Source organism: Prosthecobacter sp. (genome assembly GCF_044227185.1).
In the GTDB taxonomy this organism is placed as follows: domain Bacteria; phylum Verrucomicrobiota; class Verrucomicrobiia; order Verrucomicrobiales; family Verrucomicrobiaceae; genus Prosthecobacter.
Genome location: NZ_JBGAFO010000005.1, coordinates 425028 through 448437 on the forward strand (window position 1 = coordinate 425028; position 23410 = coordinate 448437).

The following is a 23410-nucleotide window of genomic DNA, read 5'->3' on the forward strand; positions in this document are numbered from 1 at the left end:
AGGAGTGAAGAGGCGAAGGAATAGTCAAGGGATCAAGTGGTGACAGCGAAGCGCTAAGAATCGTCCTCGTCCTCCTACTCGAACTCGTCCTCGATCACGGAACGTCCTACCCGGCTCAAGATCCTCTCAGCACATTAAACTTCTGAAACAGGCGCATGGTCAAGAGCCGGCTCAGTCGCCAGGTGATGGACATGGGTTGCGATCCCTCGCAGCTTTGCAGCTCCACCGGGCCGCAGGCATAGTAGGCGTCTCCTTTGTCATATCGCACAAACAACTGAAACTGCCAGCCATTGGTGGCGCTCTCCAGGTAGCGCTTTCCCGCCGCAGTGTGCGGCCCAGCGGAGTTCTGAGTCTGCCAATGGAAGAGCTCCGGACTGATGGCGTAGTCGTGGTAGGCAATGCTCGGATAGAAGTCTTCGTCTTTGTTCACGGTGATGAACAGCAGCTCCATCTTCTTCTCCCGCAGTGCCAGCACACCTTCTCGAAAGGAGCTGCGTTTTGTAGGAGTGTAGTGGCCCACTGCGGTGAGGATCTCGCGCAGGCTGTAGGAGGCATGCAAGCGCAGCAGTGTGTCCTCCATGCCAGGGATGTGCTCAGGAATCAGTGAGGAGGAAGAAAGCAGCGCAGCCGCGAGCTGGCTCAGTTCATCCAGCAATTCGGGAGCTGCTTTGAGCCGCTCGAGAAACTGCAGCCCACTGCCGAGCTGGGTGTTTTGACCATCCACCGCGTAGGCCAGCATTTGCAGACGCATCTGCTCAGCCTCATCAAACGAAGCCTTCTCCGCCACTCGGGTTGGGAGAGTAGCAAAGAAATCTAACTGCGCCGTGTCATCCACATGCAGCAGGCCGGAAAAGCGGCGACCGAAATAATCATCCTCTCCCTGCGCTGTCGAGTCAGACAGGCCTGCGGCTCTCTTTAGAGCCGTCCAGCCGCTGGGAGCAGTGCTGCGGTAGATCTCAGAGATCTCTAAGTTTTGATCGCGCAGGAATTGCGCCAGGGCGATGTTCGCACGACCTTTGAGAGAGGCATACCCTTGGAGCTCGCGCACGAGACGCCGCCATGTTTGGTTTAAGGCCGTGCGTAGGCTTTCCAGCACCTGATTCTTGGTGCGGGATTGGAGCTGCAAATGGCAGCCCGGCGGGAGAGAGCTGAAACCATTTTCAACTGCATGCTTGAGGTCATTGCGCGTCAAGCCCGTGAGGGTACTAAGCAGACGGTCAAAACGGAACTCCACGCGGTAGCGACCCACAAAGTCGAGCACGAGGCAGCTTTGCTTCCCTTCGGCAAGTCGCAGCCCGCGGCCGATCTGCTGCTGAAAGAGCACCGGGCTCTGCGTGGGGCGCAGCAGCAGCAGGGTATCCACTGCAGGCAGATCCACGCCTTCATTGTAAAGATCACAGGTGACTAACACGCACACCTCTCCTTTTTGCAGTCGCTGCGGGGCACGCCGCCTCTCCTCCGTATCCGTGCCGCCCGTGACGCACAGCGCCTTCAAGCCTGCCTCGTTAAACTTGCGCGCCATGAATTCAGCGTGCGCCACACTCACGCAAAAGGCCAGAGCCTTGCACTTGCCGGGCTCCGCCGTCAGGCGTGCCCACTCTTGAATCACCAATCGCGCACGCACATCATTGCCTGAGACGATGGCATCGATCGCGCTCACTTCTCCAGGTTGATTCCAAGGCACCTCGGAGAAGTCCGTCTCATCGTCGCAGCCATAGTACTCAAAGGGGGCCAGGAGTTGGAGATCTAGCGCATGCCATAGCCGCAGCTCCACCGCGGGAGCGCCGTCTGGACGGCATTCGAAATAGCCTGTGATCGGGCGCCCATCTGCACGCTCCGGCGTGGCAGTGAGGCCGAGCAGGATCTTTGGCTGCACGGCACGTGCAAAGGCATCAAACCGCTCGGCTGCCAACCGGTGACATTCATCAATCACCACGGTATGCCAATGGCCGGTCCCATGCCGCTCCACCAGTGTGCGGGAGGCCACGCTATCAATGGTGGCGAAGAGATGATCCGTGTTATCTGGCTCATCCATGCCTGTGAGCAGTTGGCCAAATGAGGCATCACGCAACACCTCACGGTAGGTGCGCAGGGCCTGCTGCAGGATCTCGCGGCGATGCGCTACAAACAGCAGTCGCGGCCTGCCGCCTTCCTGGGCACAGGTGCGGCGGTAGTCGAAAGCCGCCACCACTGTTTTGCCTGTGCCGGTGGCCGCCACCACGAGATTGCGCCAGCGTGCATGCGCGCGCTCGTTTTGCAGGGCTTCCAGCATCTCCTTCTGGTAGTCCTTGGGCTCGATGTCAAAAAACGTAGGAGAGGCGATGATGCCCTCATCACCAGACTCTCTTTTCAGTGCCCGTACGAGCTGACTGCGGTGCGCCTCAATGCGCGGATCATAAGGCTGAAACTCACCGTCATTCCACAGCGTCTCGAAGTGAGCCACAGAGCGCATATACATGGCCTCCTGGCCGCGCTGGGTGAACTTCACCGTCCACTCCAGCCCGCCCATGAGCGCTGCGCCGGAGAGATTGGCACTGCCCACATAGGCAGAGCCAAAGCCGGTCTCGCGGTGGAAAATCCACGCCTTGGCATGCAGCCGCGTGCGTCGGCCATCTAGGGACACACGCACCTCACAGCCCGGCAGGCTTGCCAGGGTATCCAGCGCTGCCACTTCGGTAGCTCCCGTGTAGGTGGTGGTGAGCACCCGGATCTGCGTGCGTGCGCGGCCCTGCGCGCCTACGGCCGTCACGGATTTCAGGAAGTCTTCGATTTTGCGAATGCCTGAGACGGTGATGAAACTCACGAGGATATCCACCCGATCACAGCTTGCCATCTCTCTCCGCAGTTCCGTGAGCAGCGAAGGTGAATGCTTGCCCGCTGTGAAAAGCCACGGCGCTAGCAAGCCCGTTTCGGGTGGCAAGAGTTCTTTCCCTCCACGTGATATACCACGTAACACCAGCGGCGGTGACTGGAGATCACTGGTATCCAGCGTATTTTCCGGAAAGCGACCTCGCAGATGCGCCAGCAATTCATTTACCTGCGCTATCTGCTGGGTCACGCGCTCGGATGGGTCGCCCTTGAGATCGTCCAGCAGCTTTGCCAGGAGTGCGTGCAGGCCTTCCGTGGCCCGCTCATGCACCTCGGCGGCGGCCAATTCTTGAACCAGGGCCTGATGATCCTCGGGAAGCATGGCGAGCTGCGAATGCGCCTTCTGAGTTAAAAGCTGATCGTAGAGCCCTTCTGCAAATGCCATACTGCATCCAGTAGCAGGCAGCGCATGAGACGTCACGATGAAACTTGCGGCGCTACGAGCTCATAACAGCCGGCGCTGGCGATGAACAACCGTGCCGCTCCCAAAGATGGAAGAACAAACTTCTCCGTCTGGTTTCCCCAAACCTCCTTCCAGATGTGGTCTCGATCAAAGTTAGCCCAGGTTTCCACGTGCCGGTCTTGCTCATAGATTTCGATCTCCACGGCCGTGTAATCCGTGTCCGCGATCTCGTGATAGCTCCAATGCAATGTGACCATGGGTGGAACATTTCACGGACGTCCATGGACGATGAGTCAAGTCGCGCAGCCGAGCTGTATCGCACCCTGGTTGCCGAGTTGCCGTGCTTAGGAGCGGCAACCGGCAACCAGGGGGTCGGTGACATGTCCTGAGCCTGTGCCGGGAGAAAACGTCGCGGCGCTAAGGGCGCGCCACCTCGGCTTCGATGAGCTGGACCTCCGCAGAGTCGCCGGGGACGTGGAGGGGGCCTGCGAGGATGACTTCTGCGGCGGAGTTCAGCAGCTCCACGCGGTAGTTTCCGGGTGAGATGAGGGCGAACTGGCAGGTGCAGTCTTTTTTCAGGAGCGTGCGCTGCACCAGCCGCCAGCGTTTCCCGGAGGTGCCTGCGCCGCCCGGCTCGGGCTCAAGGAGGCGGGCGTCGCCATCGGTCAGCGTGTAGCGCCAGTAGTCCGGCTCGCCGAGCTTCCGCCCGCCCACACGAAAGGACGTGCGGAGGGTGTTGCCGCCGATGGTGAGGTGCGCCTTTCGACCTTTCCGGACGAAGGTGTCGAACTCGGTGAAGAGCACCTCGCGCTTCCAGGGCTTGAGGACTCCCAATGGATCGCGCAGGTCAAGCACTGTGCCTGCGTGGGCTGCGGGGTCGAGCGTCCACACCTTTCGCGTGGGCTCGCTGAGCGTGGGGGGCGGCTCCACGCAGGTGCCCTGGGCAGGAGACTCCACATAGAGCACGAGCATCCCAAAGTACTGCCGTGAGAGCGGGCTGGAGTATTGCAGATCCAGCGTGATGACGAGCGGGCGCGGCTGGCGTGCGTACCAAACGCCGCCTGCCACAGCCCCGAGAACGGCGATGAGCAGCGCCGCGCCCATGAGCCTGCGCCGCGTGCGGCTGCGGATGAAGCTCATCACCTCGCTGCGCTGGGCTGGGGTGGAGGCGTCTGGCATGGGAAGACGGGGCTAGATGCTGGATGCTGGATCATGAAACCTCTGTGTTCTCGATTTTTTCCAAGGCTATGACGAATACTTCTTTAGCCACTCCTGCGGCTTCATCGTGAGGATGATCTTGGAGTCCAGCGCCAGCATCTCCTCATCCAGGGTAATGAGCGGCGCATCAAACTCGGCGGCCACGGTGACATAGTGCGCGTCCGCCCCGCGCAGCGCATGTCTGGCGGCGAGGCGGGCGGCCTTGCGGCCAAAGGGGCCGTCTGCAACGCGCAGCCTCAGGCGCGGAAAGTGCTCGATGTGCAAAACGGCCAGATCCCCCGGCGTGTGGGAGCGCCGGACGCGTGAAACGACACCCGCGACCTCGGCCAGGAGCAGCATCGGCGCATAGAGTGTTTCTTGTGCGAGCCGCACCTCCACAAGGAATGAGCGGCAGGCGGTGTGAAATTTGTCCTCTTCGAGCATGGCCGATACAAAGACGCTGGCATCGATGATCAGGCTCATGGGCGGGCCCTTACGTCACGTTATCGTCTGGCTTCGCGCACCAGTGCCGCTGCTGTTTTGGTCGTGCGCCGGCCTGCCTTCATCTGGGAAAGGAAGGCCTCATCTGCGGCGATGATGGCCTCCCGCGTCATGTTGCCTGTCGCAGGACCACACGGCACCCAGCGGGTAGATTTCTCAGCCGATGAGATCGTCTGGCGGGCAGCAAGAGACCGCGCTGCACGCGGATGCTTCCTGGGACCGGCATTTGCTTTCATTTACGGATTGAAATCTCAAACGGAGGAGGCGTCAAGGCGGGTTTTTTCAGGGGCGGATGCTAGATGCTGAATGCTATAGCGATTCGCAAAACTCATTTCCGGTAAGGCGGGTTTCCGGAGGTTCGGTTTTGCCGCAGAGGAGCAAAGGGGCAGAGGTGGCAGAGATTTATCCGTTCTCTGCTCCCTCTGCATCTCCTCCTCTTTGCGTAAAATCGAGTGTCTCTTCGTCCCCGAAGAGACCCATCGCCCGCCCCACCGCCTGGAAATCTGTTTTGAAAAATGCCATCGATGCTGGATGCCGAACTCTGGGGACGAGGCGGGCTCTCGCCGTCAGGCGGGCGGGGTGCTTGCGAAGCGCTTTCCTGTTCCGCAGAAACAGGAATACTTTGCGCTGCCGCAGGCGCGATCTCGGGCCAGCCACGGCCAACTTCTCCGGCTCTTGCTTCTGCTTTGGCTACCACCCGGGCACACGTCCGCCAGTCAGGTGCTGCTGCTGGTGGTGTGGGTGTGGTGCCAGGCGCTGTGGACGATGTGGGCGCTGGTGCTGGACCCGGCGCTGGAACCGAGGCTGCCGCGCGCGGAGGCGAGGCTGGCGACGCCGAAGCCAAAGCCGCGCATGTCATTGGCCCAGAGCTGCCGGCCGGTGGCGGCATCCAGCGCGTACATGTAGCGGTGCACGGAGACGATGAGGCGGTCGCCGTCCAGCAGGAGGCTGGTGTAGGTGTCGCCAGAGGGGGCGGTCCACTGCCAGACGATTTCGCCAGTGTCGCGGTGCAGGGCGGCGACGCGTTTGTTGAAGCCGGTGAAGACGAGATCGTGGAAGCTCATGGCAGGAGCGTATGCAGGCGGCGGAGGCGGGGAGGTGCGAGTGGAAGATGCGGCGCGCTTTGGAATGAGGGAGTGGAGGACAGAAGAAGGCGGTGGCTGAAGGGCCGCGGGCGGCTGTTGACGATGATTGGCCGGAGGCGCTGGAAATGGGGGCGAGGCAGGGGGCTTTGCTGCTCTGGGACAAGGGGGTGGGAGGTGCTTGGGAGGAAGAGTTGGAATCATCAAGCGAGTTGAAAGTGGGGCCGGGTGGGGCCACTTTCTGGGCATGAGCGTTTTTGAATCCACCGCTGTGCTGGAGGATCCCCGGCATTTGACTTTGGGCAGGCCGGTGCCCGGTGGGATGTCACGCGAGTGCCGTGTCATTGTGATGTTTGACCTGGAGTCTGGGCCGGAACTGGAATCGTGGCCGGAGGGATTCTTTGATGAGATCCGCATCGACGATGCGGCGTTTGACCGGCCAGCGCAGGGCACGGCACCAGCGATCGCAGCCCTGGACGCCTCTCGTGTTCCGGGATTGGTCGTCGAAGACTGGCTTGCCTGAGAGCAGGAGGACTGGAGGGGGCGGCCTTCACGCCTTCACCCCGCTGCACCCCAGGAAGCGCTGCGCAGCACCCGGCGCGTTCTGCTTTTCCCCACCGTGGGTGTTTGCGTCAGCATTCGCCAGTTGCAGCGCAACTGGGCTACTTTGCTGCCGCGCTCTCGCGATGGGGCGGGAGCCAGGTAGCCTTGTTGCTGTGCAACAAGGAGGCGCTCCGCCGCGCCCATGGTCTGCGGACGACCGGTCGCCTGGGTGTTTGCGTCAGCGCTTCCCTGTTCCGCAGGAACAGGGGTGCTTTTACGGCCTGCGGGCCTGCGCCAGCGCTTCTTCCTTCAGCTTCTGGATCGCCTCATCCCCCTGGGAGATGAGGGGGTCAAACATGGGGATCTCCTTGGCGTTCTGCCCCTGCTCGTGTTTGCGGAAGCCGAAGAGGTACGTCTCATTGTGCGGACGCCAGCGGTTGAAGAAGAGGGTGTCTTTGGCGATGACGGCGCGGCGCAGGCTCTCAAAGGCGGGCGCGGGCGCGTCCGGCATTTTCAGGCCGAGGCCTTCGATGAGCCTGGCGCTGAGCTTTTCGTACCCTTCCCGCGTGTAGTGCACGCCGTTTTCGGTGAGGGGCTTGCGGATGATGCCGGGCTTTGGCAGGCCGCCCATGAGCTCAAACCAGTCGATGAAATAGGCGTTCTGCATGAGGGCAAACTTGCGCAGGGCATCCCGCAGGCTGGAGAGGTTTTTGTTCTGCGCGCTGAGGTCTGGCAGCGGCGGCGGCAGGGTCTCCAGCGGCGGCGGGGTGGCGATGATGATGCGCACGCCGGGGGACTTGGCGCGGATGAGCTCGATGAGACTGCGGTAGCCGGTGAGGAAGTCCGGCAGGGAGCCGAGGCGCTCGAAAGCGAGCTCGCTGCCGTAGCACAGCAGCACGACGGTGGGCTTCAGCATCTCCAGATGGGCGGAGAGGCGCTGCAGCCCCTCCTCCGGCGGGCCGAAATAAGAGCGCGCATGGCCAAAGACGGTGTCGCCGCTCCAGGCCAGGTTGCGCACGGTCACTTTCGTTTCGCCCAGGGCGAGGTCCAGCCGGGGCTCAAAGGAGCCGTAGTCGTGCTCGCGCTCCAGCACGGTGTTCCCGAGCAGGACGAGGCGGTCTCCGTCTTTGAACTCAAAGGTGGCAGGCTGCGGCGGCGGTGTGTGGGCCGCGGCGGCGGTGGTGGCGGCAGGCACGTCCGGCTCAGGGGCAGCCGTTTGAGCAGGGGCAGAGGAGGTGCCGAGAAGAAGCAGCGCGCAGAGGCCGGCCTGGGGGGTAAGTTTCATGCGGGGCGTATTGGAGCGGAGACGGTGCGGGTTGTCTAGGCGGAGGTTTGAAGTTTGCAGTAGTTGGCGATGGTTGGCGGTTGTTTGCAGTGGTTGTCCGGCTCTTCCTCCTCCTCTGACTCTTCCTCCTACTCCCTTTTCTGGAAGCCCGGATTCCGGGAGGAAGAGGCGGAGTAGGAGGAAGAGGAGGATTTGTGGTGCGCTTTGCTGCGCCTCTACCGCCGCCGCAGCACCAGCAGCACATCGGCGTAGCGGTCGTCAAAGCGGCGGGGCTCTTCCAGGTCGTAGGTAAAGTCGTAGCACTCCAGATACTCCAGCTCCGGCACCTTTTTCAGCAGGGCCTTGAGCTGCGCGGCGCTGTACGTGCGGAACTGCCAGCGCGTCTCCTGCAGGTGCGTGCGGCCGTGGTCGGTGATCTTCAGTCGCGTGCGCAGGTCTTCCAGGCGCGTGCGGCGGTCCGCGGGCCAGGTGCGGGTGTTGCAGACCACTTCCACTTTCCCGCGGCGGGCCACCCAGCGCTCGTGCTCCATGCCGGTGCGGTCGTAGTCGGTGAGGTGCAGGCCCAGGAGGAAAACCCCGCCCGGGCGCAGCGCGGCGGCCACGCGGCGCAGGCACTCGGCGGCGTCGCGTTCCGTGTGCAGGTATTTGAAGGTGCTCACCAGGCAGTGCGCCAGGTCAAAGCCGCCCTTCACGCCTTTGGGTAAAGTAAAGCTCTGCATCCAGTCCTCCCACAGGCGGGCCTTTCCCTGCAGTCCGGCCTGCTCCAGGCGCTGCTGCGCAAAGGCGATCATGTTCGCATTGCCGTCGAAGCCGCAGACCTCCCAGCCGCGGCGGGCCAGCTCCAGCGCCAGGCGGCCGCTGCCGCAGGCAGGCTCCAGCAGGCGGCGGCCCTTGGCAGGTGCGGCGTATTTCGCGCAGGCCCCCTCCAGGAAGTCCGCCTCCGCCACGGTGCCGTCGTCAAAGACAATGTCATAATAGAGGGGGGTGTCGTACCAGTCGCGCTGTGGGGTGGGCATGCTCTCATCATGGAGCAAACAACACGCTCTGCGAGAATGAATGACGAAACCAGAGCCGAACGAAGTGAACCGGAGCGCAGCGGGTCGAAGACCGCCGGAAGGCAAATAGCCGAAGGCAAACAGACGACTGAAAGGAGCCCGAAGGGTGAGCGGAGCGAATCAATGGCGAATGACGAATGAATGCCGAACGGCGAAGCTCAAAATTCGGGCCTGGTCATTTCTTCGTCATTCCTCATTCTGGTTTCGTCATTCCCCCCCCAATACCCCCTATGTAGCGCCCTGAGCCACAAGCCCGGCAAAAAACCCGCCCCCTCTGGCACCCGAATTGCTGCTTGATTGTTTCGCTCTGGTGGAGATTGATTGCGCCCCTCATGGCCCGCCTCCCCTTCCCGATATGATTGTGTGGGATAACTTCTTCTGGTTCACCAGCTACATCCTCGTCTTCACCGCCCTGTCCGCCTTCGGCGCGCACAGAATCAAGGTGTTATACCATTTTTGGAAGCATCGCCATGATGTGCCCGTGCCGCAGCGGGAGTTCGCCGAGCTGCCCCTCGTCACCGTGCAGCTCCCCATCTTCAATGAGCTCCACGTCGTTGAAAATCTGCTGCGCACCGTCAGCTCCCTGGACTACCCGCGCGACCGCCTGCAGATCCAGGTGCTGGACGACTCCACGGACGAGACCGCCGCGCACGCCGAGAAGCTCTCCGCCGGGCTGAAGGCCCAGGGCTACGACATCGAGTACCGCCACCGCACGAACCGCCACGGCTTCAAAGCCGGCGCGCTGGACGAAGGCATGGCCACGGCCAAGGGCGAGTTCATCTGCATCTTCGACGCCGACTTCCAGCCGCAGCCAGACTACCTGCAAAAAGTCATCCACCACTTCACCAATGAAAAGGTGGGCATGGTGCAGGCCCGCTGGGGCCACCTGAACAAGGACTTCTCCCTCCTCACCCGCCTGCAGGCTCTGTTTCTAGACGGCCACCTCGTGCTGGAGCAGACCGCCCGCAGCCGCCACGGCGAGTTCCTCAACTTCAACGGCACCGCCGGCATCTGGCGCCGCAAGGCCATCACCGAAGGCGGCGGCTGGCAGCACGACACCCTCACGGAGGACCTGGACCTCTCCTACCGCGCGCAGCTCAAAGGCTGGAAATTCATCTACCTGAAGGACGTCGTGGTCCCCGCCGAGCTCCCGCCGGACATGGACGGCTTCAAGAGCCAGCAGCACCGCTGGACGAAGGGCAGCATCCAGGTGTGCAAAAAAATCCTCGTGGACGTGTGGCGCAGCGACATCCCGCTCCGCCTCAAGATCGAGGCCACCTCCCATCTCACCTCCAATTTCGCCTACCTCCTCACCCTCTGCACGCTGGTGCTCATGTACCCGGCGAATTTCGTGATGGGCAGCTCCTGGCACAAGGCCGTGTTTGTGGACGTGCCCGTGTTCTTCTTCGCCTCCCTCAGCGTCATCATCTTCTACATGACCGCGCAGGGCGCGCAGCAGCGCCTCGGCTGGCTGAAAACCCTGCCCTATGTGCCCATGCTCCTCGCCCTCGGCATCGGCATGAGCATCAACAACGGCAAGGCCGTGCTGGAGGCCCTGCTGAACCAAAGCTCCGACTTCGTGCGCACGCCGAAATACGGTGTGGAAAACAAAGCCCAGGCCGCGAAGCAGCGCCCGCTGTACAAGGCCGGCAAATCCATCGCCCTGTGGATCGAAGTCCTGCTCACCGGCTACTTCGGCTGGATGATCGGCCTCGCCGCCCACCGCGGCCAGTGGGGCAGCATCCCCTTCCTCCTCCTCTTCCTCTTCGGCTTCGGGTATGTGGCCGCAGGCTCGCTGATGAAGCGCTTTTCGATGGCGGCGCTTCAGGCCCCGCAGCCCGTGCCGGTGGGGGTGTAGGAAAGGGGGCCCGCTGCGCCGCAGCGGGGTGAAGGAGCCCGCCGGCTGGTAGGGACCCGCTGTGCCGGGTCCGTAGATGAGGGTCTGCAGCATCGCAGGCGATCAAAAACGTCCGCCGTCCTTGAAGCGACGAAAGGCAAGGGCGGTTGTCACCGGTTTGCGAACACGCTCAGAAGCGGGAGTTCTCAGACAGGGGGAGAGCGACCGGGCAGCAGCCCACGCTGGGACGAAGGAATCTACGGACGCGACACAGCGCGTCCCTACCAACCCCGCAGGCAACGCGGGCCCACCCGCTGGTAGGGACCCGCTGCGCCGGGTCCGAAGATGAGGGTCTGCAGCATCGCAGGCGACCAAAAACGTCCGCCGTCCTTGAGGCGTCGAAAGGGAGAAGCACAGGCATGGCGCATGCGCACAGCCGCTACCACCGGAGGGTATGAATACGGCCTTTCCAGGGCCATGCCTCGGGATCATGCACCAGACCGGCTCTCACGGGATTGCGCAGCATGTACGCCCCTTTGTCCACATACTCACGCTCGCTGCGCAGGCGATGATGGAACAAGCCGCGCTGCCAGCGCCAGTCCGTATTACCGCAGCATTTGGAAAAACGATTCTTCCAATACGCGATCCAGCGCTCCACATCCACCCATGGCCCCTCCTTTGGTGCCGCAAAAAAGTGAAGGTGATCCGGCATCAGCAAAAAATCACCGACCAGCCACGCATTCGACTGCTCCGACCAGAGGTCCCGCAGAATCGTCATCACTCTTTCCTCAGCACACCAATCACCTCGCTGATCCGCGCAGACAGTACACCAGAGAATGGTCGCACCATCGTCAGTGGGCAGAACCCCCTGCGCGGGTGTTCGACGCCCACCGAATTCATCTCGCATGAATCAAAGATGTGAAGCAGATCCTGGCATGGCAAGAGAAAGCGTGAACGCGCGCGCCCCAGGCTGATAGCGCGGAGCCTGCCGTCTGGTAGGGACCCGCCGCGCCGGGTCCGAAGACGAGGGTCTATGGCTCCGCAGGCGATCAAAAACGTCCGCCGTCCTTGAGGCGACGAAAGGCAGCGGTGGGTGCGGCCAGTTTGCGGACACGCTCAGAGGCGTGAGTTCTAGGAATGGGGGCGAACGAGATGGCGGCAGTCCATGCTGGGACGAAGGAATCCACGGACGCGACGCAGCGCGTCCCTACCAACTCGGCTGGCAGCGCGGGCATATCGTCTGGTAGAGACCCGCTGCGCCGGGTCCGAAGACGAGGGTCTATCTCTTCGCAGCGATCAAAAACGTCCGCCGTCCTTGAGGCGTCGAAAGGTCGGGCGATTGACACCGGTTTGCGAACACGCTCAGAAGCGGGAGCGCTGGGACGAAAGAATCTACGAACGCGGCACAGCGCGTCCCTACAAGCCCTCCGGTCATCCTACGTCGCCCACCGTAACTTTCCCCGCGCTTTCGGGTTTACCTCCGCCGCATGACCTCCCTCCGCTGCGCCCTCTCGCTCTCTTTTTCCCTCGCCTGCCTCACGGGCTTCACCCCCTCCCTGCACGCCGCCGCGCCAGCACCCACCGACTGGCCGCGCTTCCTCGGGCCCACGGGCGCGGCCATCGTCGCGGAATCCAAGGTGCCGCTGAAATGGAGCGACACGCAAAACCTGCTGTGGAAAACCGACATGCCCGGCCCCGGCTCCTCCAGCCCCATCGTGCTTGGCGACAAGATCTTCGTCACCTGCTGGACCGGCTATGGCGACAAGCAAGGCGCGAACAACATGCGCCAGCTCACGCGCCACCTCCTCTGCCTCAGCCGCAGCGATGGCAAAATCCTCTGGGACGCGAAGGTGCCCAGCGCCGCGGTGGAGGACGCGTTCCAGGGTTACATCACCGAGCACGGCTACGCAACGCACACCCCCGTCACAGATGGCGAGCGCGTGTACGTCTTCTTTGGCAAGACCGGCGCGCTGGCCTTTGACCTCCAGGGCAAAAAGCTCTGGCAGACCTCCTGCGGCACCGGCTCCGGCCAGCGGCGCTGGGGTTCAGGCGCCAGCCCCATCCTCAGCGGAAACGTGCTCATCGTGAACGCCACCGATGAATCCCAAACCCTCTACGGCCTGGACAAAGCCACCGGCAAAGTGCTGTGGAAGGCCGAGGGCGACTACGGCATGGCCTACGGCACGCCCAGCCTCCTCAAGCACAACGGGCAGGAGGACCTCGTGCTCGCCATCCCGCAGGAGCTCTGGGGCATGAATCCGGAGACCGGCAAGCTGCGCTGGTATGCCGCGCACGGCCTCACCGGCAATGTCTCCCCCAGCCTCGTGCCCAGCAGCAGTGGCGATCAGGTCTTCGTCTTCGGCGGCTTCCCCTCCACCCGCAGCGTCGGCGTGCAGCTCGGCGGCAAGACCAAGGGCGACCTCGGCACCAGCGCCATCCTGTGGGACAGCAGTTCCAGCACCTACGTCCCCACGCCCATTTACAAAGACGGCCACCTCTACGTGATCAATGACCAGGGCTTCGCGCTCTGCATCGATGCCAGGACCGGCAAGGACGTGTACCGCGAGCGCGTCACCATGGGCTCCCGCGGCGGTGGCAAGCCCTTCTATGCCTCCCCCGTGCTCATCGGCGACAAGCTCATCTGCGTCTCCCGCCGCAACGGCGCCTTCATCCTCGCCGCAAAGCCGAAGTACGAACTCCTCGCCACGAACGAGTTCACCCAGGACCAGACCTACTTCCACGGCACCCCCGCCGTCAGCGGCGACCGCCTGATTCTCCGCAGCAACCAGGCCGTGTACTGCGTGGGAGCGAAGTAGCCCTGTTCCTGCGGAACAGGGGAGCGCTGACGCAGACAGCCAGACTCTCAGAACGCCTGCACACGCCATCCCCCCCGCGGAGCGCTTCCTTGTTGCACAGCAACAAGGCTACTATTCCCCCGCCGTCAGCGGCGACCGCCTCATTCTCCGCAGCAACCAGGCGGTGTACTGCGTGGGGGCGAAGTGAGGGCGGCGGAGTTTGCAATCGTTGGCAGTGGTTTGCCATTGTTTGCAGTGGTTTGCCGGAGGCAAGGCACCGCGCCACGCGGCTGGTAGGGACGCGCTGCGCCGCGTCCGTAGATTCCTTCGTCCCAGCGTCAGCTCACCGTCTTGACGTTCCGCATCCCACCCAGCGCCCTCCGGCAGCAACCGCAAACCACTGCAAACTCCGCCCCCCCCTTCCGCCCCTCTCCTTTTCGCACCTGTTTCCGTCCTTTTGTGCTGCGCGGCACCGGCTTCCCCTACGCAGGCCGTTTCATCCACCAAACGCCCGCGAAAGGCCGTGCGCCCCGCTGCGTAGTCCTGCGCCATGATCCGCTCCCTGCTCCTCCTCCTCAGCGCACTCGCGCTCCTCCCCCTCCATGCCAGCGCCCAGCACATCCGTGCCGGCATCATCGGGCTGGACACCTCCCACGTGGTGGCCTTTACCAAGACGCTGAACGCCACGCCGCAGAAGCCCGAGGTCATGGGCGTGCATCTCGTCGCCGCGTACCCGCAGGGGTCCAAGGACATCCCCTCCAGCACCCAGCGCGTGCCGGAGTACACCGCAAAGCTCAAGGAACTGGGCGTGGAGATCGTCCCCAGCATCCACGATCTTCTCGACAAAGTGGACGTCGTCTTCCTCGAGTCCAACGACGGCCGCGTGCACCTGGAGCAGGTGCTGCCCTGCCTGGAGGCGCACAAGCCCGTCTTCATCGACAAACCCATCGCCGCCTCCCTGGTGGACGCCATCAAGATTTTCGACGCCTCCAAGAAGGCCGGCATCCCCCTCTTCTCCTCCTCCTCCCTGCGCTTTGGCAAGGGCACCCAGGCCGTGCGCGGCGGCAGCATCGGCACCGTGAAGCAGGCCAGCACGAAGAGCCCCGCCAGCCTCGAAGAGCACCACCCCGACCTCTTCTGGTACGGCATCCACGGCGTGGAGTCCCTCTTCACCGTGATGGGCACCGGCTGCAAAAGCGTGAAGCGCGGCACCGTCATGGAGGAGGTCACCACCGTGGACAAGGCCACCAAGAAGGAGACGAAGGAAACCGTCAGCCGCATCACCGTCACCGGCACCTGGGAAGGCGGCCGCACCGGCACCTACACCGAGAGCAAGGGCTACGGCGGCAAGGCCATCGGCGAGAAGGGCGAGGCCGACATCGGCACCTACGACGGCTACGATCCCCTGCTCTTCTCCATCGTGCACTTCTTCCGCACCGGCGTGGCCCCCGTCTCACCGGAGGAGACGCTGGAGATCTACGCCTTCATGGAGGCCGCGGATGAAAGCAAACGCCGCGGCGGCGCCGAAGTCACCCTCAAGGAGGTGATGGACAAGGCGCTGGCCGAAGCGCACAAATAAAACCGCACGGCGACATGCGGCATGCGTAGTACCAGGCAGGTGAAAACGCCGCCGAAACGCTTTCTGGCATCCGTGGTTTGAGAAGCAAAGAGGCGCTTTCATTCGCGCGAAATTGTTCAACATTCCCCAGATCCCTCAGTCTGTTAGTCCTGCGTTTCTCACAAATCCGCCGTCAAAATCCCAACCCCCGCACTCCCATGAAAGCCCCACCTCGTCTCAGCATCGCATTCACCTGCGCCGGCGTTCTGGCGGCAGGCCTGCCCTGCCTCCAGGCCCAGCAGCCCGGAGCCCTGCCGCCCGCCGCTCCTCAGGCCGCCGCCGCGCCGCAGCAGCCCGTGACGCCCCCGCCCCTGCTGCCCCCTGCGAACACAAAGGCGCCGCCTCCCTCTGAATTTGCCGGCAAGATTCTCAAGGATCTCAGCCCCCTGCCAAACGGCGGCCAGATGCAGATGAGCTACGCCAATGTGGTGGACAAAATCCTCCCCAGCGTGGTCACCATCCACTCCTCCACTCCCATCAAGTCTCCCGGCGTGGACCAGATCCCCCCGCAGCTCCGCCCCTTCTTCTACCGCTTCTTTGGCGCGCCGGACGGCTTTGGCGGCATGAATGAAGACGATGAGCCGCCACCCACCCCGCGCCGCCGCGGCCAGCCGCAGCAGCCCCAGCGCCCGCAGCCGCCCCCGGACGATGACTCCCACCAGGCCCAGGGCGTCGGCTCCGGCATGATCATCACCACCGACGGCTACATCATCACCAACAACCACGTCGTCGCAGACGCCAAGAAGATCGAGGTGGATGTGGATGACAACGGCGCCACCAAATCCTACAAGGCCGAGGTCATCGGCACCGATCCCCTCACCGACGTGGCACTCATCAAGATCGACGCCACCGGCCTGAAGCCCGCCACGCTGGGAGACAGCTCCAAGCTCCGCGTGGGAGACATCGTCCTCGCCGCCGGCGCACCCATGGAGCTCAGCCGCTCCGTCACCCAAGGCATCGTCAGCGCCCTGGGCCGCAGCAATGAAGGCATCGTGGGCAAGGGCAACGGCCGCGGCGGCCGCGTGCAGGGCTACGAAGACTTCATCCAGACAGACGCCTCCATCAATCCCGGCAACTCCGGCGGCCCGCTCGTCGATGGCATGGGCCGCGTGGTCGGCATCAGCACCGCCATCCTTTCCCGCACCGGCATGAATGCCGGCATCGGCTTCGCCATCCCCATCAACATGGCCCTCCACATCGTGGAAGACCTGCTGGACGACGGCGCCGTGCAGCGCGGCTTCCTCGGCGTGCAGATCGCAGACATCGACAACAATCTGGCCGAGCGCCTCGGCCTCAAGGAGCACGGCGGCGCCGTGGTCATGATGGTCGGAGCGGGCTCCCCGGCGGAAAAGGCCGGCATCCAGCTCGAAGACGTCATCGTCGCCATCAACGGCCAGCGCGTGGACAGCAGCAGCCGCCTCCGCCTCATCGTCAGCGGCACCAAGCCCGGCAGCCAGATCCCCATCGACGTCATGCGCGGCGGCAAGCGCCTCACCGTAAACGCCACCCTGGAGGCTCTGCCTGAAGAAGCCCTCTCCGAAATGAGCGGCGGCCAGCGCGGAATCCCCCGCCCGGGCTCCGGCACCCAGTCCAAGGAAAACGTGAGCGAGCTCGTCAGCGGCGTCACCGTCCAGACCCTCACCCCCGCTCTGCGTGAGCGCCACGACATCCCCGCCGCCGTCAGCGGCGTCATCGTCACCAAGCTGGATGCCGACAGCCGCGCCGCCGCCATGGGCGTGGAGGAAAACGACGTCATCTCCCACGTGAACCGCAAGCCCGTGGCCAACGCCGCCGAAGCCCGCACCCTGGCCAAAGCCAGCGACAAAACCGTCCTCCTCCGCGTCTGGCGCAAAGGCGACACCATGCTGCTCATGATTCCGAACAACTGAGGAGCGGATGATTTGAGAGCCCGCGTGTGCTGTGAGGCGCGCGCGGGCTTTTTTGTGCCTTCACAAATCATAAATCACAAATCAATGTCGCTAAGTTAAGTTTTTTAACGCGAATGTCCGCGAATTCAGAGGAATTCAATCTTCAGAAATTCATGAAAATTCGCGGACATTCGCGCTCATTCGCGTTGTGAAAACCGCACCTGCCTCGCTTACTTCGCTTAACTTAACGGCAGTGAATCATAAATCATAAATCGTAAATCATAAATGGAGCCCATGCTCTACGACGCCCACAACCACCTCCAGGACGACCGCCTCGACCCATGGCGCGCGGAAATCATCGCCATGCTTCCTCACACCGGCCTCGCGGAGATGATCGTCAACGGCTCCTCCGAGGAAGACTGGCCCGCCGTGGCGGAGCTGGCGCGCCAGCACGCCTGGATCCGCCCCGCCTTCGGCCTGCACCCCTGGTATGTCAAAGAGCGCAGCCCTGAGTGGGCCACCACGCTCAAGCATTTTCTGGTAGCCCATCCCCGCGCCGTCGTCGGCGAGATCGGGCTCGATCGCTGGATCGAAAACCCGGACATCGACGCCCAGCTCGAATGCCTGCGCACCCAGCTCGCCCTCGCCGTGGAGCTGGACCGCCCCGCCACCCTCCACTGCCTGCGCGCCTTCGGCCTTCTGGAAGAAACCCTTCGCAGCACCCCCCTCCCCCGCCGCGGCTTCCTCCTCCACTCCTACGGCGGCCCCGCCGAGATGATCCCCAGCTTCGTCAAACTCGGAGCCTACTTCTCCCTCAGCCCCTACTTCGGCCACCCGCGCAAAGCCGCGCAGCTCGCCGTCTTCAAGGAAGTCCCCCTCAACCGCCTCCTCACCGAAACCGACGCCCCCGACATGTGGCCGCCCGATGACATCAACCCCCACCCCCTGCAAACCACCGACGGCAAAGCATTGAACCACCCCGCAAATCTCAAAGTCAGCTACGACCTGCTGGCGAAGGTGCGGGGGATGCCAGTCGAAGCACTTCAATCCGTCATCGCCACCAATTACGGCCATCTCTTCGGCACCTTGCCTTGAGACATAGCCCTGTTTGGCCTGCGGTGCACCATGCGTCCCTCACTCACCTTGCGCCCCCCATGCACACTGCGGCCACCATGCGTCACCGCCCCGCCATGCTGCCCCCATGCTGCCCCCATGCTGCCCCCATGCTGCCCCCATGCTGCCCCCATGCTGCCCCCATGCTGCCCCCATGCTGCCTCATGCTGCCTCATGCTGCCCCATGCTGCCCCATGCTGCCCCATGCTGCCCCATGCTGCCCCATGCGCCTCGCGGCCTGAAGGGCCGCCGGACTCAGCCCAGGGCGCAGCGAAGCAAGCCCTGGGTTGCGCGCCCACAAACACACCGTTGATTCAGGGCGCGCCCTGAAGGGGCGCGGGAAAACCTTCTCACCTCCCATCATGCCGCAATCCCTCTCGAAGATTTACGTCCACCTCATCTTCTCCACGAAGAACCGGGAGCGCGTGATCCCCCGTCATTTGTACCCGGAGCTGCATGCCTACATGGGCGGTGTGTTACGCGACCTTGGCTGCACGGCCGTGGAGATCAATACCGAACCGGACCACGCCCACCTGCTGTTCGTGCTGTCGCGCACGGAACCGATGAGCACGATCGTGGGCCAGGTTAAAACGGGATCCACGGGCTGGCTTCAAAAACAGACTCCTGAGTTGAGGAACTTCTACTGGCAAAACGGCTACGGCGCCTTTTCCGTGAGCCAGTCAAACGTAAAGGAGGTGCAGGAATACATCCGCACTCAGCAGGAGCATCATCGCTTGGTGAGTTTCCAGGATGAATACAGGCGCTTTTTGCAGCGATACGAGGTCCAGTTTGACGAGAGATATGTCTGGGACTGAAGCCGCCTCTCCCGCGACCCTTCAGGCCGCGCTCTCAAACGATGCGGGGGGGGGGTGCGACGCAATCCCAGGGCTTGTCGCTGCGCGACAGCGCCCTGGGCTAAATCCTGCGTCCCTTCAGGCCGCGTGGAGCACGGAGTCTCAGGGACATGCACGCGAGAAAGCCCCCTCGTTCACAAAGGCAGGACACCTCCAAGATCAAAAATCGATTGCTCGACCATCGTCCTCCGTGCGCGCACGCGATTGGTGATTGATGAACGATGCATCGCTGGTTTCTGAAGCCCTGACGTGCCCCCATCTGCTCTACCCCCCTCCCGCCCTCGTGCTCTCTGCGGCCTCCCTGCGCCCTGCTACACGCATGTCCCTCGCGCCCCCCTTCCGCCACATGCCCCCATGTGCGTTGCTGTCCGCATGCCCCTCGCGGCCTTTCATGCGCCCTGCTACACGCATGTCCCTCGCGGCCTTTCGTGCGCCCTGCTACACGCATGTCTCTCGCGGCCCTTCGTGCGCCCTGCTACACGCATGTCCCTCGCGCCCCCCCCTCCGCCACCTGCCCCCCGCATTTGGCTCTGCGGCCTGAAGGGCCGCCGGACTCAGCCCAGGGCGCAGTCGCGAAGCGACAAGCCCTGGGTTGCACGACCACAAACACACCGCTGATTCAGGGCGCGCCCTGAAGGGGCGCGGGAAAACCTTCTTTCCTCACATCACTCTCCCATCATGCCGCAACCCCTCTCGAAGATTTACGTCCACCTGTGTTGATTTTCGAAGTCCCCCCCACGTTCCAACAACGTCACCCTTGCCCCTCGCCCCTCGCCCCTCTCCCCCCGCCCTCCTCCCGCCCTCAATACCCCTTGCGCTGCCCCCATCCAACGCCAACGCTGGCCCGCCATCTGCTCTCATAATATGCCAACCATGCGCAAAACCAAAATCCTCTGCACTCTCGGACCTGCCACGGAGAGTCCTGAAGTCCTTTCCAATCTCATCGCCAAAGGCGCCGACGTCATCCGCCTGAACATGAGCCACGCCTCCCACGACTGGGTGCGCACCGTGTATGCCCGCGTGCGCGAGGCCGCCGCCGCCTCCAAGCGCGAGATCGCCGTGCTCATGGATCTCACCGGCCCCAGCATCCGCACCGGCGATGTGGAGCAGCCCTGGCAGCTTCAGGTGGGGGACACCGTGGAGTTCCGCTGCAAGCCAGACGCCCCCTCCACCACGCCGCTTTCCGTCAGCGTGAACTACCCCGAACTCGGCAAGGACCTCAAAGTCGGAGACACCATCATGGTGGATGGCGGCATGATCCAGATCAAGGCCACCGAAGTCTCCACCCTCCGCGTCATCGGCACCGTCATGACCAAGGGCGAGATGAAATCCCGCCGCCACATCAATCTCCCCGGCGTCCCCGTGCGCCTGCCCCCGCTCACGCAGAAGGACTACGCCGATCTCGACCTCGGCGTGGAGCTCGGCGTCGATTTCTTCGCCCTCAGCTTTGCCCGCGAGCCCGGCCACCTGCAGCACCTGCAGCTCCTTCTGGAGCAGAAGCAGAGCAAGGCGCGCGTCATCGCCAAGATCGAAAACCAGCAGGCCATCGACAACATCGACGCCCTCGTGGAGGCCTCCGCCGGCATCATGATCGCCCGTGGGGACCTCGGCAGCGAGTGCCCCATCGAGGACCTGCCGCTCATCCAGCGCCAGATCGTGGAGCGCTGCTCCTACCACGGCCGCAAGGTCATCGTGGCCACGCAGATGCTGGAAAGCATGATCGAAAACCCCGTGCCCACCCGCGCCGAAGTCACCGACATCTTCAATGCCGTCATCGAGCAGGTGGACTGCGTCATGCTCAGCGGTGAAACCAGCGTGGGCCGCTACCCGGAGAAATGCGTGGAGGTGCTCGACACCGTGATCAGCCGCATCGAGCAAAAGTACCCCTCCGGCCGCTTTGCCAGCGATGCGCCGCTGAAGACCAACAAGCACAAGACCGTGAAGGCCGCCATCCTCCTGGCCAACAGCATCCCCGGCAGCAAGCTGCTCGTCTTCACCATCAAAGGCGTCATGGCCCACCTGCTCGCGCATCAGCGCCCCGAGTTCGCGCCCATCTTTGCCTTCACGCCAAATCTCCACGTCAGCCGCACGCTGGTCACCGCACGCGGCGTCAATCCTTTCGTGCTTCCCTTCACCGAAGGCCAGCCGGAAGACAGCATCCGTGACGCTCTCGACCTCCTGCGCCGCGAAAAACTCATCAAGCATGGTGATCCCCTCGTCATCCTCAGCGACGCACTCTACGACGGCGTGAACGTGGATGCCATCCTGCTGCGCGAGGCTTGAAGGCTTGAAAGCCTGCGGCTCTGCGACAAAATAGGCTTTTGCCCGATGTATTATCTGACGATGCCTCTTCTCCGCCTGCTGCTCTTCTTCCTCTCCCTCGCTGTTTTCGCGCAGGCGGACACGCGCGTGTTTGTCAGCCAGGCGGGCACGCTGCTGGAGGCGGAGATCACCGCGGTTTCAGGTGACAGCGTCACCCTGAAGCGCAGCAGCGACCAGCAGACGCTGGTGGTGAAAATCAAGACTCTCTGCAAAGAGGACGCCGCCTACATCGCCCGCTGGCAGGAGCAGCAGGCGGCGCAGCAGGGCGCGGCGCCTGCTCCAGCCCCCACGACCCCATCCGCTCCTGCGCCCGCCGGCACCACCGCCCTGGCGGCGCCCGCGCAAAAGTACCGCCTGGCCTGCCAGACCCTGCCTTCCAAAAGCAACCGCGCCGCTGTGGACAGCGACCTGCGTGTTTTCGAGTACTCCTACAACTTCAACCTGACCAACCAGGAGGTGAATCGGGACCTGGAGAACGCCCGCGGCCTGGCCGTCATCCTGGGCAGAAAGGCGGCAGATCCCAACGGCGATCTCGTCGTGCTGCAAAAGGAGGAGTTCGACGTGGCCATCCGCGCGCAGTCCAAAATGGTGTACTCCACCCCGCCGGTGCGCCTCACCTACAGCCAGGACCCGGACGCGCCCTACGGTGTGAAAAGCTACGGCTACGTCCTCCTCATCCGTGATGCCGCCGGCGCCGTCCTGCATGTGGAGGCCAGCCCCGACACCAGCGCGAAGTTCCTCAAGGAAATCCTCTCCCTCCCCCCGGTGCCCTGCGTCGTGGACCGGGAATTCAAGCACAAGCCCAAGGCGGAGGTGCCGGTGAGCTACATCAGCTTCTGAGACTGCCTGAAGTTCTCGGTTTCTGGGTTTGCTGCTGCCGGATTTCTAGGCCGTGTTTGAAAACGCCTCCATGGAGCGCGGGCCTCCGAGCCCGCAGCAGGTGGCAGGCATTCTGCGTAAAATCGTTCACACCAGCAGCCCTTGACGGAAAAACACGCGGCAGCATCCTGAGTAGAGGCGGAAGGGAAAGCACGGCGCTTCTCCTGCGTCGCGGAGTGCTGCGGGCTCGGAGGCCCGCGCTCCACAGACTGTCTGTCGTGCGGTCGTTCAGCTGGTTTTCAAACACGGCCTAGCGGTCCATGAGCAGCAGCACGCCCGCCACGATGGCAAGAATGGGCACCAGGATGCTGAGGGCTCCGAGGGTGATGCCAAAGGCCCCCATGCAGCCGGAGATGATGAGATAAACGGCCAGCACCAGCAGGCCGCGGTTTTTGGTGATGTTCATATGCGATGCTTGCGGTGGGTTTGAAGTCTCATTGCAGGCCCAGCGCCTGCAGCAGCGCCGGCACAATGGAATTGGTGATGGGCATGCCACGGTCCTGCTGATACCGCGCGATGGCTGCCAGCGTCTGCGGCCCGATCCGGCCGTCGATGGGCCCCTGATAGTATCCCAGACGCGCCAGCGCCTCCTGCACCGCCAGTTCATCCGCCACATACTGGTTGTTGGGCTGGAAAGCATACCCGCTGGGAAAGTCCTCACGGCGGGAAAAGTACCGCACGTCCGGCGTCTCGTAGTAGTACGGCGAATTGGGCGGCCCGTAGTAGTAGCCGCGCCCTGCATAGCCGATGCCGGGAGACAGCACGAAGCCCGAACGTGGAACCGCCATGTAGGTCACCCTGCGGCGCTCGTCGTGGGGCGGCGGCTTCACCACCACCACCCTCGGCTGCGGTTTCACCACCACCACTTTTGGCTTCGGCATCTTCTCAAACTTCGGCGCATGCTGCGGCTCGGGCTTTGGTGCATGCTTCTGCTCAAATTTCGGCTCGTGCTTCGGCTCAAACTTCTGCATGGCCTTCGGCTCATGCTTTGGGCCGGGGGCTTCATGTTTGCCGCCGCCATGGCCCGGATTGCCAGGAGGGCCGCCATGCTTGCCGGGGCCGCCTTTGTCCTTCGCGTGCGAAAGTGGCGCCAGCGCCAGTGAAAGAATGACGGCCAGAGCTGCCGGGCCAAGCGCCCGGCAATGCTGGATGGAATGTGTTTTCATAGAGGTGATGTGGGGTGAGTGGGG

Annotated in this window: 19 protein-coding genes; 9 read left to right on the plus strand and 10 right to left on the minus strand. The window is 63.3% G+C overall.

Annotated elements, in window-relative coordinates:
- Positions 1-115: 115 nt before the first annotated feature.
- The 5 genes from ACILSQ_RS14615 to ACILSQ_RS14635 form a co-directional block, all read right to left on the minus strand.
- Positions 116-3253, minus strand: coding sequence for a DUF3427 domain-containing protein (locus ACILSQ_RS14615; RefSeq protein WP_395744380.1), 3138 nt, complete (start codon positions 3251-3253; stop codon positions 116-118).
- Positions 3254-3285: 32 nt separating this feature from the next.
- Complete coding sequence (locus ACILSQ_RS14620) at positions 3286-3528, minus strand: hypothetical protein (RefSeq protein ID WP_395744381.1); 243 nt, start codon at positions 3526-3528, stop codon at positions 3286-3288.
- Between the two features lie 160 nt (positions 3529-3688).
- Entirely contained in the window at positions 3689-4450 is a 762-nt protein-coding gene (locus ACILSQ_RS14625) for a hypothetical protein (RefSeq protein ID WP_395744382.1), read from the minus strand.
- 66 nt (positions 4451-4516) lie between these two features.
- Positions 4517-4951 carry a type II toxin-antitoxin system VapC family toxin gene (locus tag ACILSQ_RS14630; protein WP_395744383.1) on the minus strand — a complete coding sequence of 145 codons (435 nt, stop codon included), beginning with the start codon at positions 4949-4951 and terminating at the stop codon, positions 4517-4519.
- Positions 4952-5685: 734 nt separating this feature from the next.
- Positions 5686-6033, minus strand: coding sequence for a PQQ-binding-like beta-propeller repeat protein (locus tag ACILSQ_RS14635; protein WP_395744384.1), 348 nt, complete (start codon positions 6031-6033; stop codon positions 5686-5688).
- A gap of 265 nt (positions 6034-6298) precedes the next feature.
- Here ACILSQ_RS14635 and ACILSQ_RS14640 point away from each other — a divergent pair, with 265 nt between their 5' ends.
- Entirely contained in the window at positions 6299-6574 is a 276-nt protein-coding gene (locus tag ACILSQ_RS14640; RefSeq protein WP_395744385.1) for a hypothetical protein, read from the plus strand.
- Positions 6575-6868: 294 nt separating this feature from the next.
- Here ACILSQ_RS14640 and ACILSQ_RS14645 read toward each other — a convergent pair whose 3' ends face one another.
- The gene (locus ACILSQ_RS14645) at positions 6869-7879 is read right to left on the minus strand and encodes a GDSL-type esterase/lipase family protein (protein ID WP_395744386.1); all 1011 of its coding nucleotides are present in this window, start codon (positions 7877-7879) and stop codon (positions 6869-6871) included.
- 215 nt (positions 7880-8094) lie between these two features.
- Positions 8095-8895, minus strand: a complete 801-nt coding sequence (locus ACILSQ_RS14650) for a class I SAM-dependent methyltransferase (protein WP_395744387.1) — start codon at positions 8893-8895, stop codon at positions 8095-8097.
- 394 nt (positions 8896-9289) lie between these two features.
- Between ACILSQ_RS14650 and ACILSQ_RS14655 the strand changes: the two genes are divergently transcribed.
- Positions 9290-10792 carry a cellulose synthase family protein gene (locus ACILSQ_RS14655; RefSeq protein WP_395744388.1) on the plus strand — a complete coding sequence of 501 codons (1503 nt, stop codon included), beginning with the start codon at positions 9290-9292 and terminating at the stop codon, positions 10790-10792.
- A 418-nt stretch (positions 10793-11210) separates the two neighbouring features.
- Here the strand turns inward: ACILSQ_RS14655 and ACILSQ_RS14660 are convergent, their stop codons facing one another.
- On the minus strand, positions 11211-11678 hold the full coding sequence (locus tag ACILSQ_RS14660; RefSeq protein ID WP_395744389.1) for a transposase: 468 nt from the start codon (positions 11676-11678) through the stop codon (positions 11211-11213).
- Between the two features lie 580 nt (positions 11679-12258).
- Between ACILSQ_RS14660 and ACILSQ_RS14665 the strand changes: the two genes are divergently transcribed.
- The 7 genes from ACILSQ_RS14665 to ACILSQ_RS14695 all read left to right on the plus strand — a co-directional run bounded on the left by ACILSQ_RS14665 (position 12259) and on the right by ACILSQ_RS14695 (position 22181).
- Positions 12259-13587, plus strand: coding sequence for a PQQ-binding-like beta-propeller repeat protein (locus ACILSQ_RS14665; protein ID WP_395744390.1), 1329 nt, complete (start codon positions 12259-12261; stop codon positions 13585-13587).
- A gap of 529 nt (positions 13588-14116) precedes the next feature.
- Entirely contained in the window at positions 14117-15145 is a 1029-nt protein-coding gene (locus ACILSQ_RS14670) for a Gfo/Idh/MocA family protein (RefSeq protein WP_395744391.1), read from the plus strand.
- 197 nt (positions 15146-15342) lie between these two features.
- Entirely contained in the window at positions 15343-17073 is a 1731-nt protein-coding gene (locus tag ACILSQ_RS14675; protein WP_395744392.1) for a Do family serine endopeptidase, read from the plus strand.
- A gap of 273 nt (positions 17074-17346) precedes the next feature.
- Positions 17347-18147, plus strand: a complete 801-nt coding sequence (locus ACILSQ_RS14680; protein ID WP_395744393.1) for a TatD family hydrolase — start codon at positions 17347-17349, stop codon at positions 18145-18147.
- A gap of 380 nt (positions 18148-18527) precedes the next feature.
- Positions 18528-18980 (plus strand): IS200/IS605 family transposase, encoded by a 453-nt coding sequence (gene tnpA, locus ACILSQ_RS14685; RefSeq protein ID WP_395744394.1) that lies wholly within the window; start codon positions 18528-18530, stop codon positions 18978-18980.
- Between the two features lie 912 nt (positions 18981-19892).
- The gene (gene pyk / locus ACILSQ_RS14690; RefSeq protein ID WP_395744395.1) at positions 19893-21302 is read left to right on the plus strand and encodes a pyruvate kinase; all 1410 of its coding nucleotides are present in this window, start codon (positions 19893-19895) and stop codon (positions 21300-21302) included.
- A 60-nt stretch (positions 21303-21362) separates the two neighbouring features.
- The gene (locus ACILSQ_RS14695) at positions 21363-22181 is read left to right on the plus strand and encodes a hypothetical protein (protein WP_395744396.1); all 819 of its coding nucleotides are present in this window, start codon (positions 21363-21365) and stop codon (positions 22179-22181) included.
- Positions 22182-22470: 289 nt separating this feature from the next.
- Here ACILSQ_RS14695 and ACILSQ_RS14700 read toward each other — a convergent pair whose 3' ends face one another.
- Together ACILSQ_RS14700 and ACILSQ_RS14705 are read right to left on the minus strand one after the other, a co-directional pair.
- Positions 22471-22626 (minus strand): hypothetical protein, encoded by a 156-nt coding sequence (locus ACILSQ_RS14700; protein ID WP_395744397.1) that lies wholly within the window; start codon positions 22624-22626, stop codon positions 22471-22473.
- Positions 22627-22654: 28 nt separating this feature from the next.
- The gene (locus ACILSQ_RS14705) at positions 22655-23386 is read right to left on the minus strand and encodes a peptidoglycan-binding protein (RefSeq protein ID WP_395744398.1); all 732 of its coding nucleotides are present in this window, start codon (positions 23384-23386) and stop codon (positions 22655-22657) included.
- Positions 23387-23410 lie beyond the last annotated feature (24 nt).

Coding starts and splice junctions, on each gene's coding strand:
- ACILSQ_RS14615 (WP_395744380.1), bottom strand. CDS start 3,253: ATGGCATTTGCAGAAGGGCTCTACGATCAGCTTTTAACTCAGAAGGCG.
- ACILSQ_RS14620 (WP_395744381.1), bottom strand. CDS start 3,528: ATGGTCACATTGCATTGGAGCTATCACGAGATCGCGGACACGGATTAC.
- ACILSQ_RS14625 (WP_395744382.1), bottom strand. CDS start 4,450: ATGCCAGACGCCTCCACCCCAGCCCAGCGCAGCGAGGTGATGAGCTTC.
- ACILSQ_RS14630 (WP_395744383.1), bottom strand. CDS start 4,951: ATGAGCCTGATCATCGATGCCAGCGTCTTTGTATCGGCCATGCTCGAA.
- ACILSQ_RS14635 (WP_395744384.1), bottom strand. CDS start 6,033: ATGAGCTTCCACGATCTCGTCTTCACCGGCTTCAACAAACGCGTCGCC.
- ACILSQ_RS14640 (WP_395744385.1), top strand. CDS start 6,299: ATGAGCGTTTTTGAATCCACCGCTGTGCTGGAGGATCCCCGGCATTTG.
- ACILSQ_RS14645 (WP_395744386.1), bottom strand. CDS start 7,879: ATGAAACTTACCCCCCAGGCCGGCCTCTGCGCGCTGCTTCTTCTCGGC.
- ACILSQ_RS14650 (WP_395744387.1), bottom strand. CDS start 8,895: ATGCCCACCCCACAGCGCGACTGGTACGACACCCCCCTCTATTATGAC.
- ACILSQ_RS14655 (WP_395744388.1), top strand. CDS start 9,290: ATGATTGTGTGGGATAACTTCTTCTGGTTCACCAGCTACATCCTCGTC.
- ACILSQ_RS14660 (WP_395744389.1), bottom strand. CDS start 11,678: ATGCGAGATGAATTCGGTGGGCGTCGAACACCCGCGCAGGGGGTTCTG.
- ACILSQ_RS14665 (WP_395744390.1), top strand. CDS start 12,259: ATGACCTCCCTCCGCTGCGCCCTCTCGCTCTCTTTTTCCCTCGCCTGC.
- ACILSQ_RS14670 (WP_395744391.1), top strand. CDS start 14,117: ATGATCCGCTCCCTGCTCCTCCTCCTCAGCGCACTCGCGCTCCTCCCC.
- ACILSQ_RS14675 (WP_395744392.1), top strand. CDS start 15,343: ATGAAAGCCCCACCTCGTCTCAGCATCGCATTCACCTGCGCCGGCGTT.
- ACILSQ_RS14680 (WP_395744393.1), top strand. CDS start 17,347: ATGCTCTACGACGCCCACAACCACCTCCAGGACGACCGCCTCGACCCA.
- tnpA (WP_395744394.1), top strand. CDS start 18,528: ATGCCGCAATCCCTCTCGAAGATTTACGTCCACCTCATCTTCTCCACG.
- pyk (WP_395744395.1), top strand. CDS start 19,893: ATGCGCAAAACCAAAATCCTCTGCACTCTCGGACCTGCCACGGAGAGT.
- ACILSQ_RS14695 (WP_395744396.1), top strand. CDS start 21,363: ATGCCTCTTCTCCGCCTGCTGCTCTTCTTCCTCTCCCTCGCTGTTTTC.
- ACILSQ_RS14700 (WP_395744397.1), bottom strand. CDS start 22,626: ATGAACATCACCAAAAACCGCGGCCTGCTGGTGCTGGCCGTTTATCTC.
- ACILSQ_RS14705 (WP_395744398.1), bottom strand. CDS start 23,386: ATGAAAACACATTCCATCCAGCATTGCCGGGCGCTTGGCCCGGCAGCT.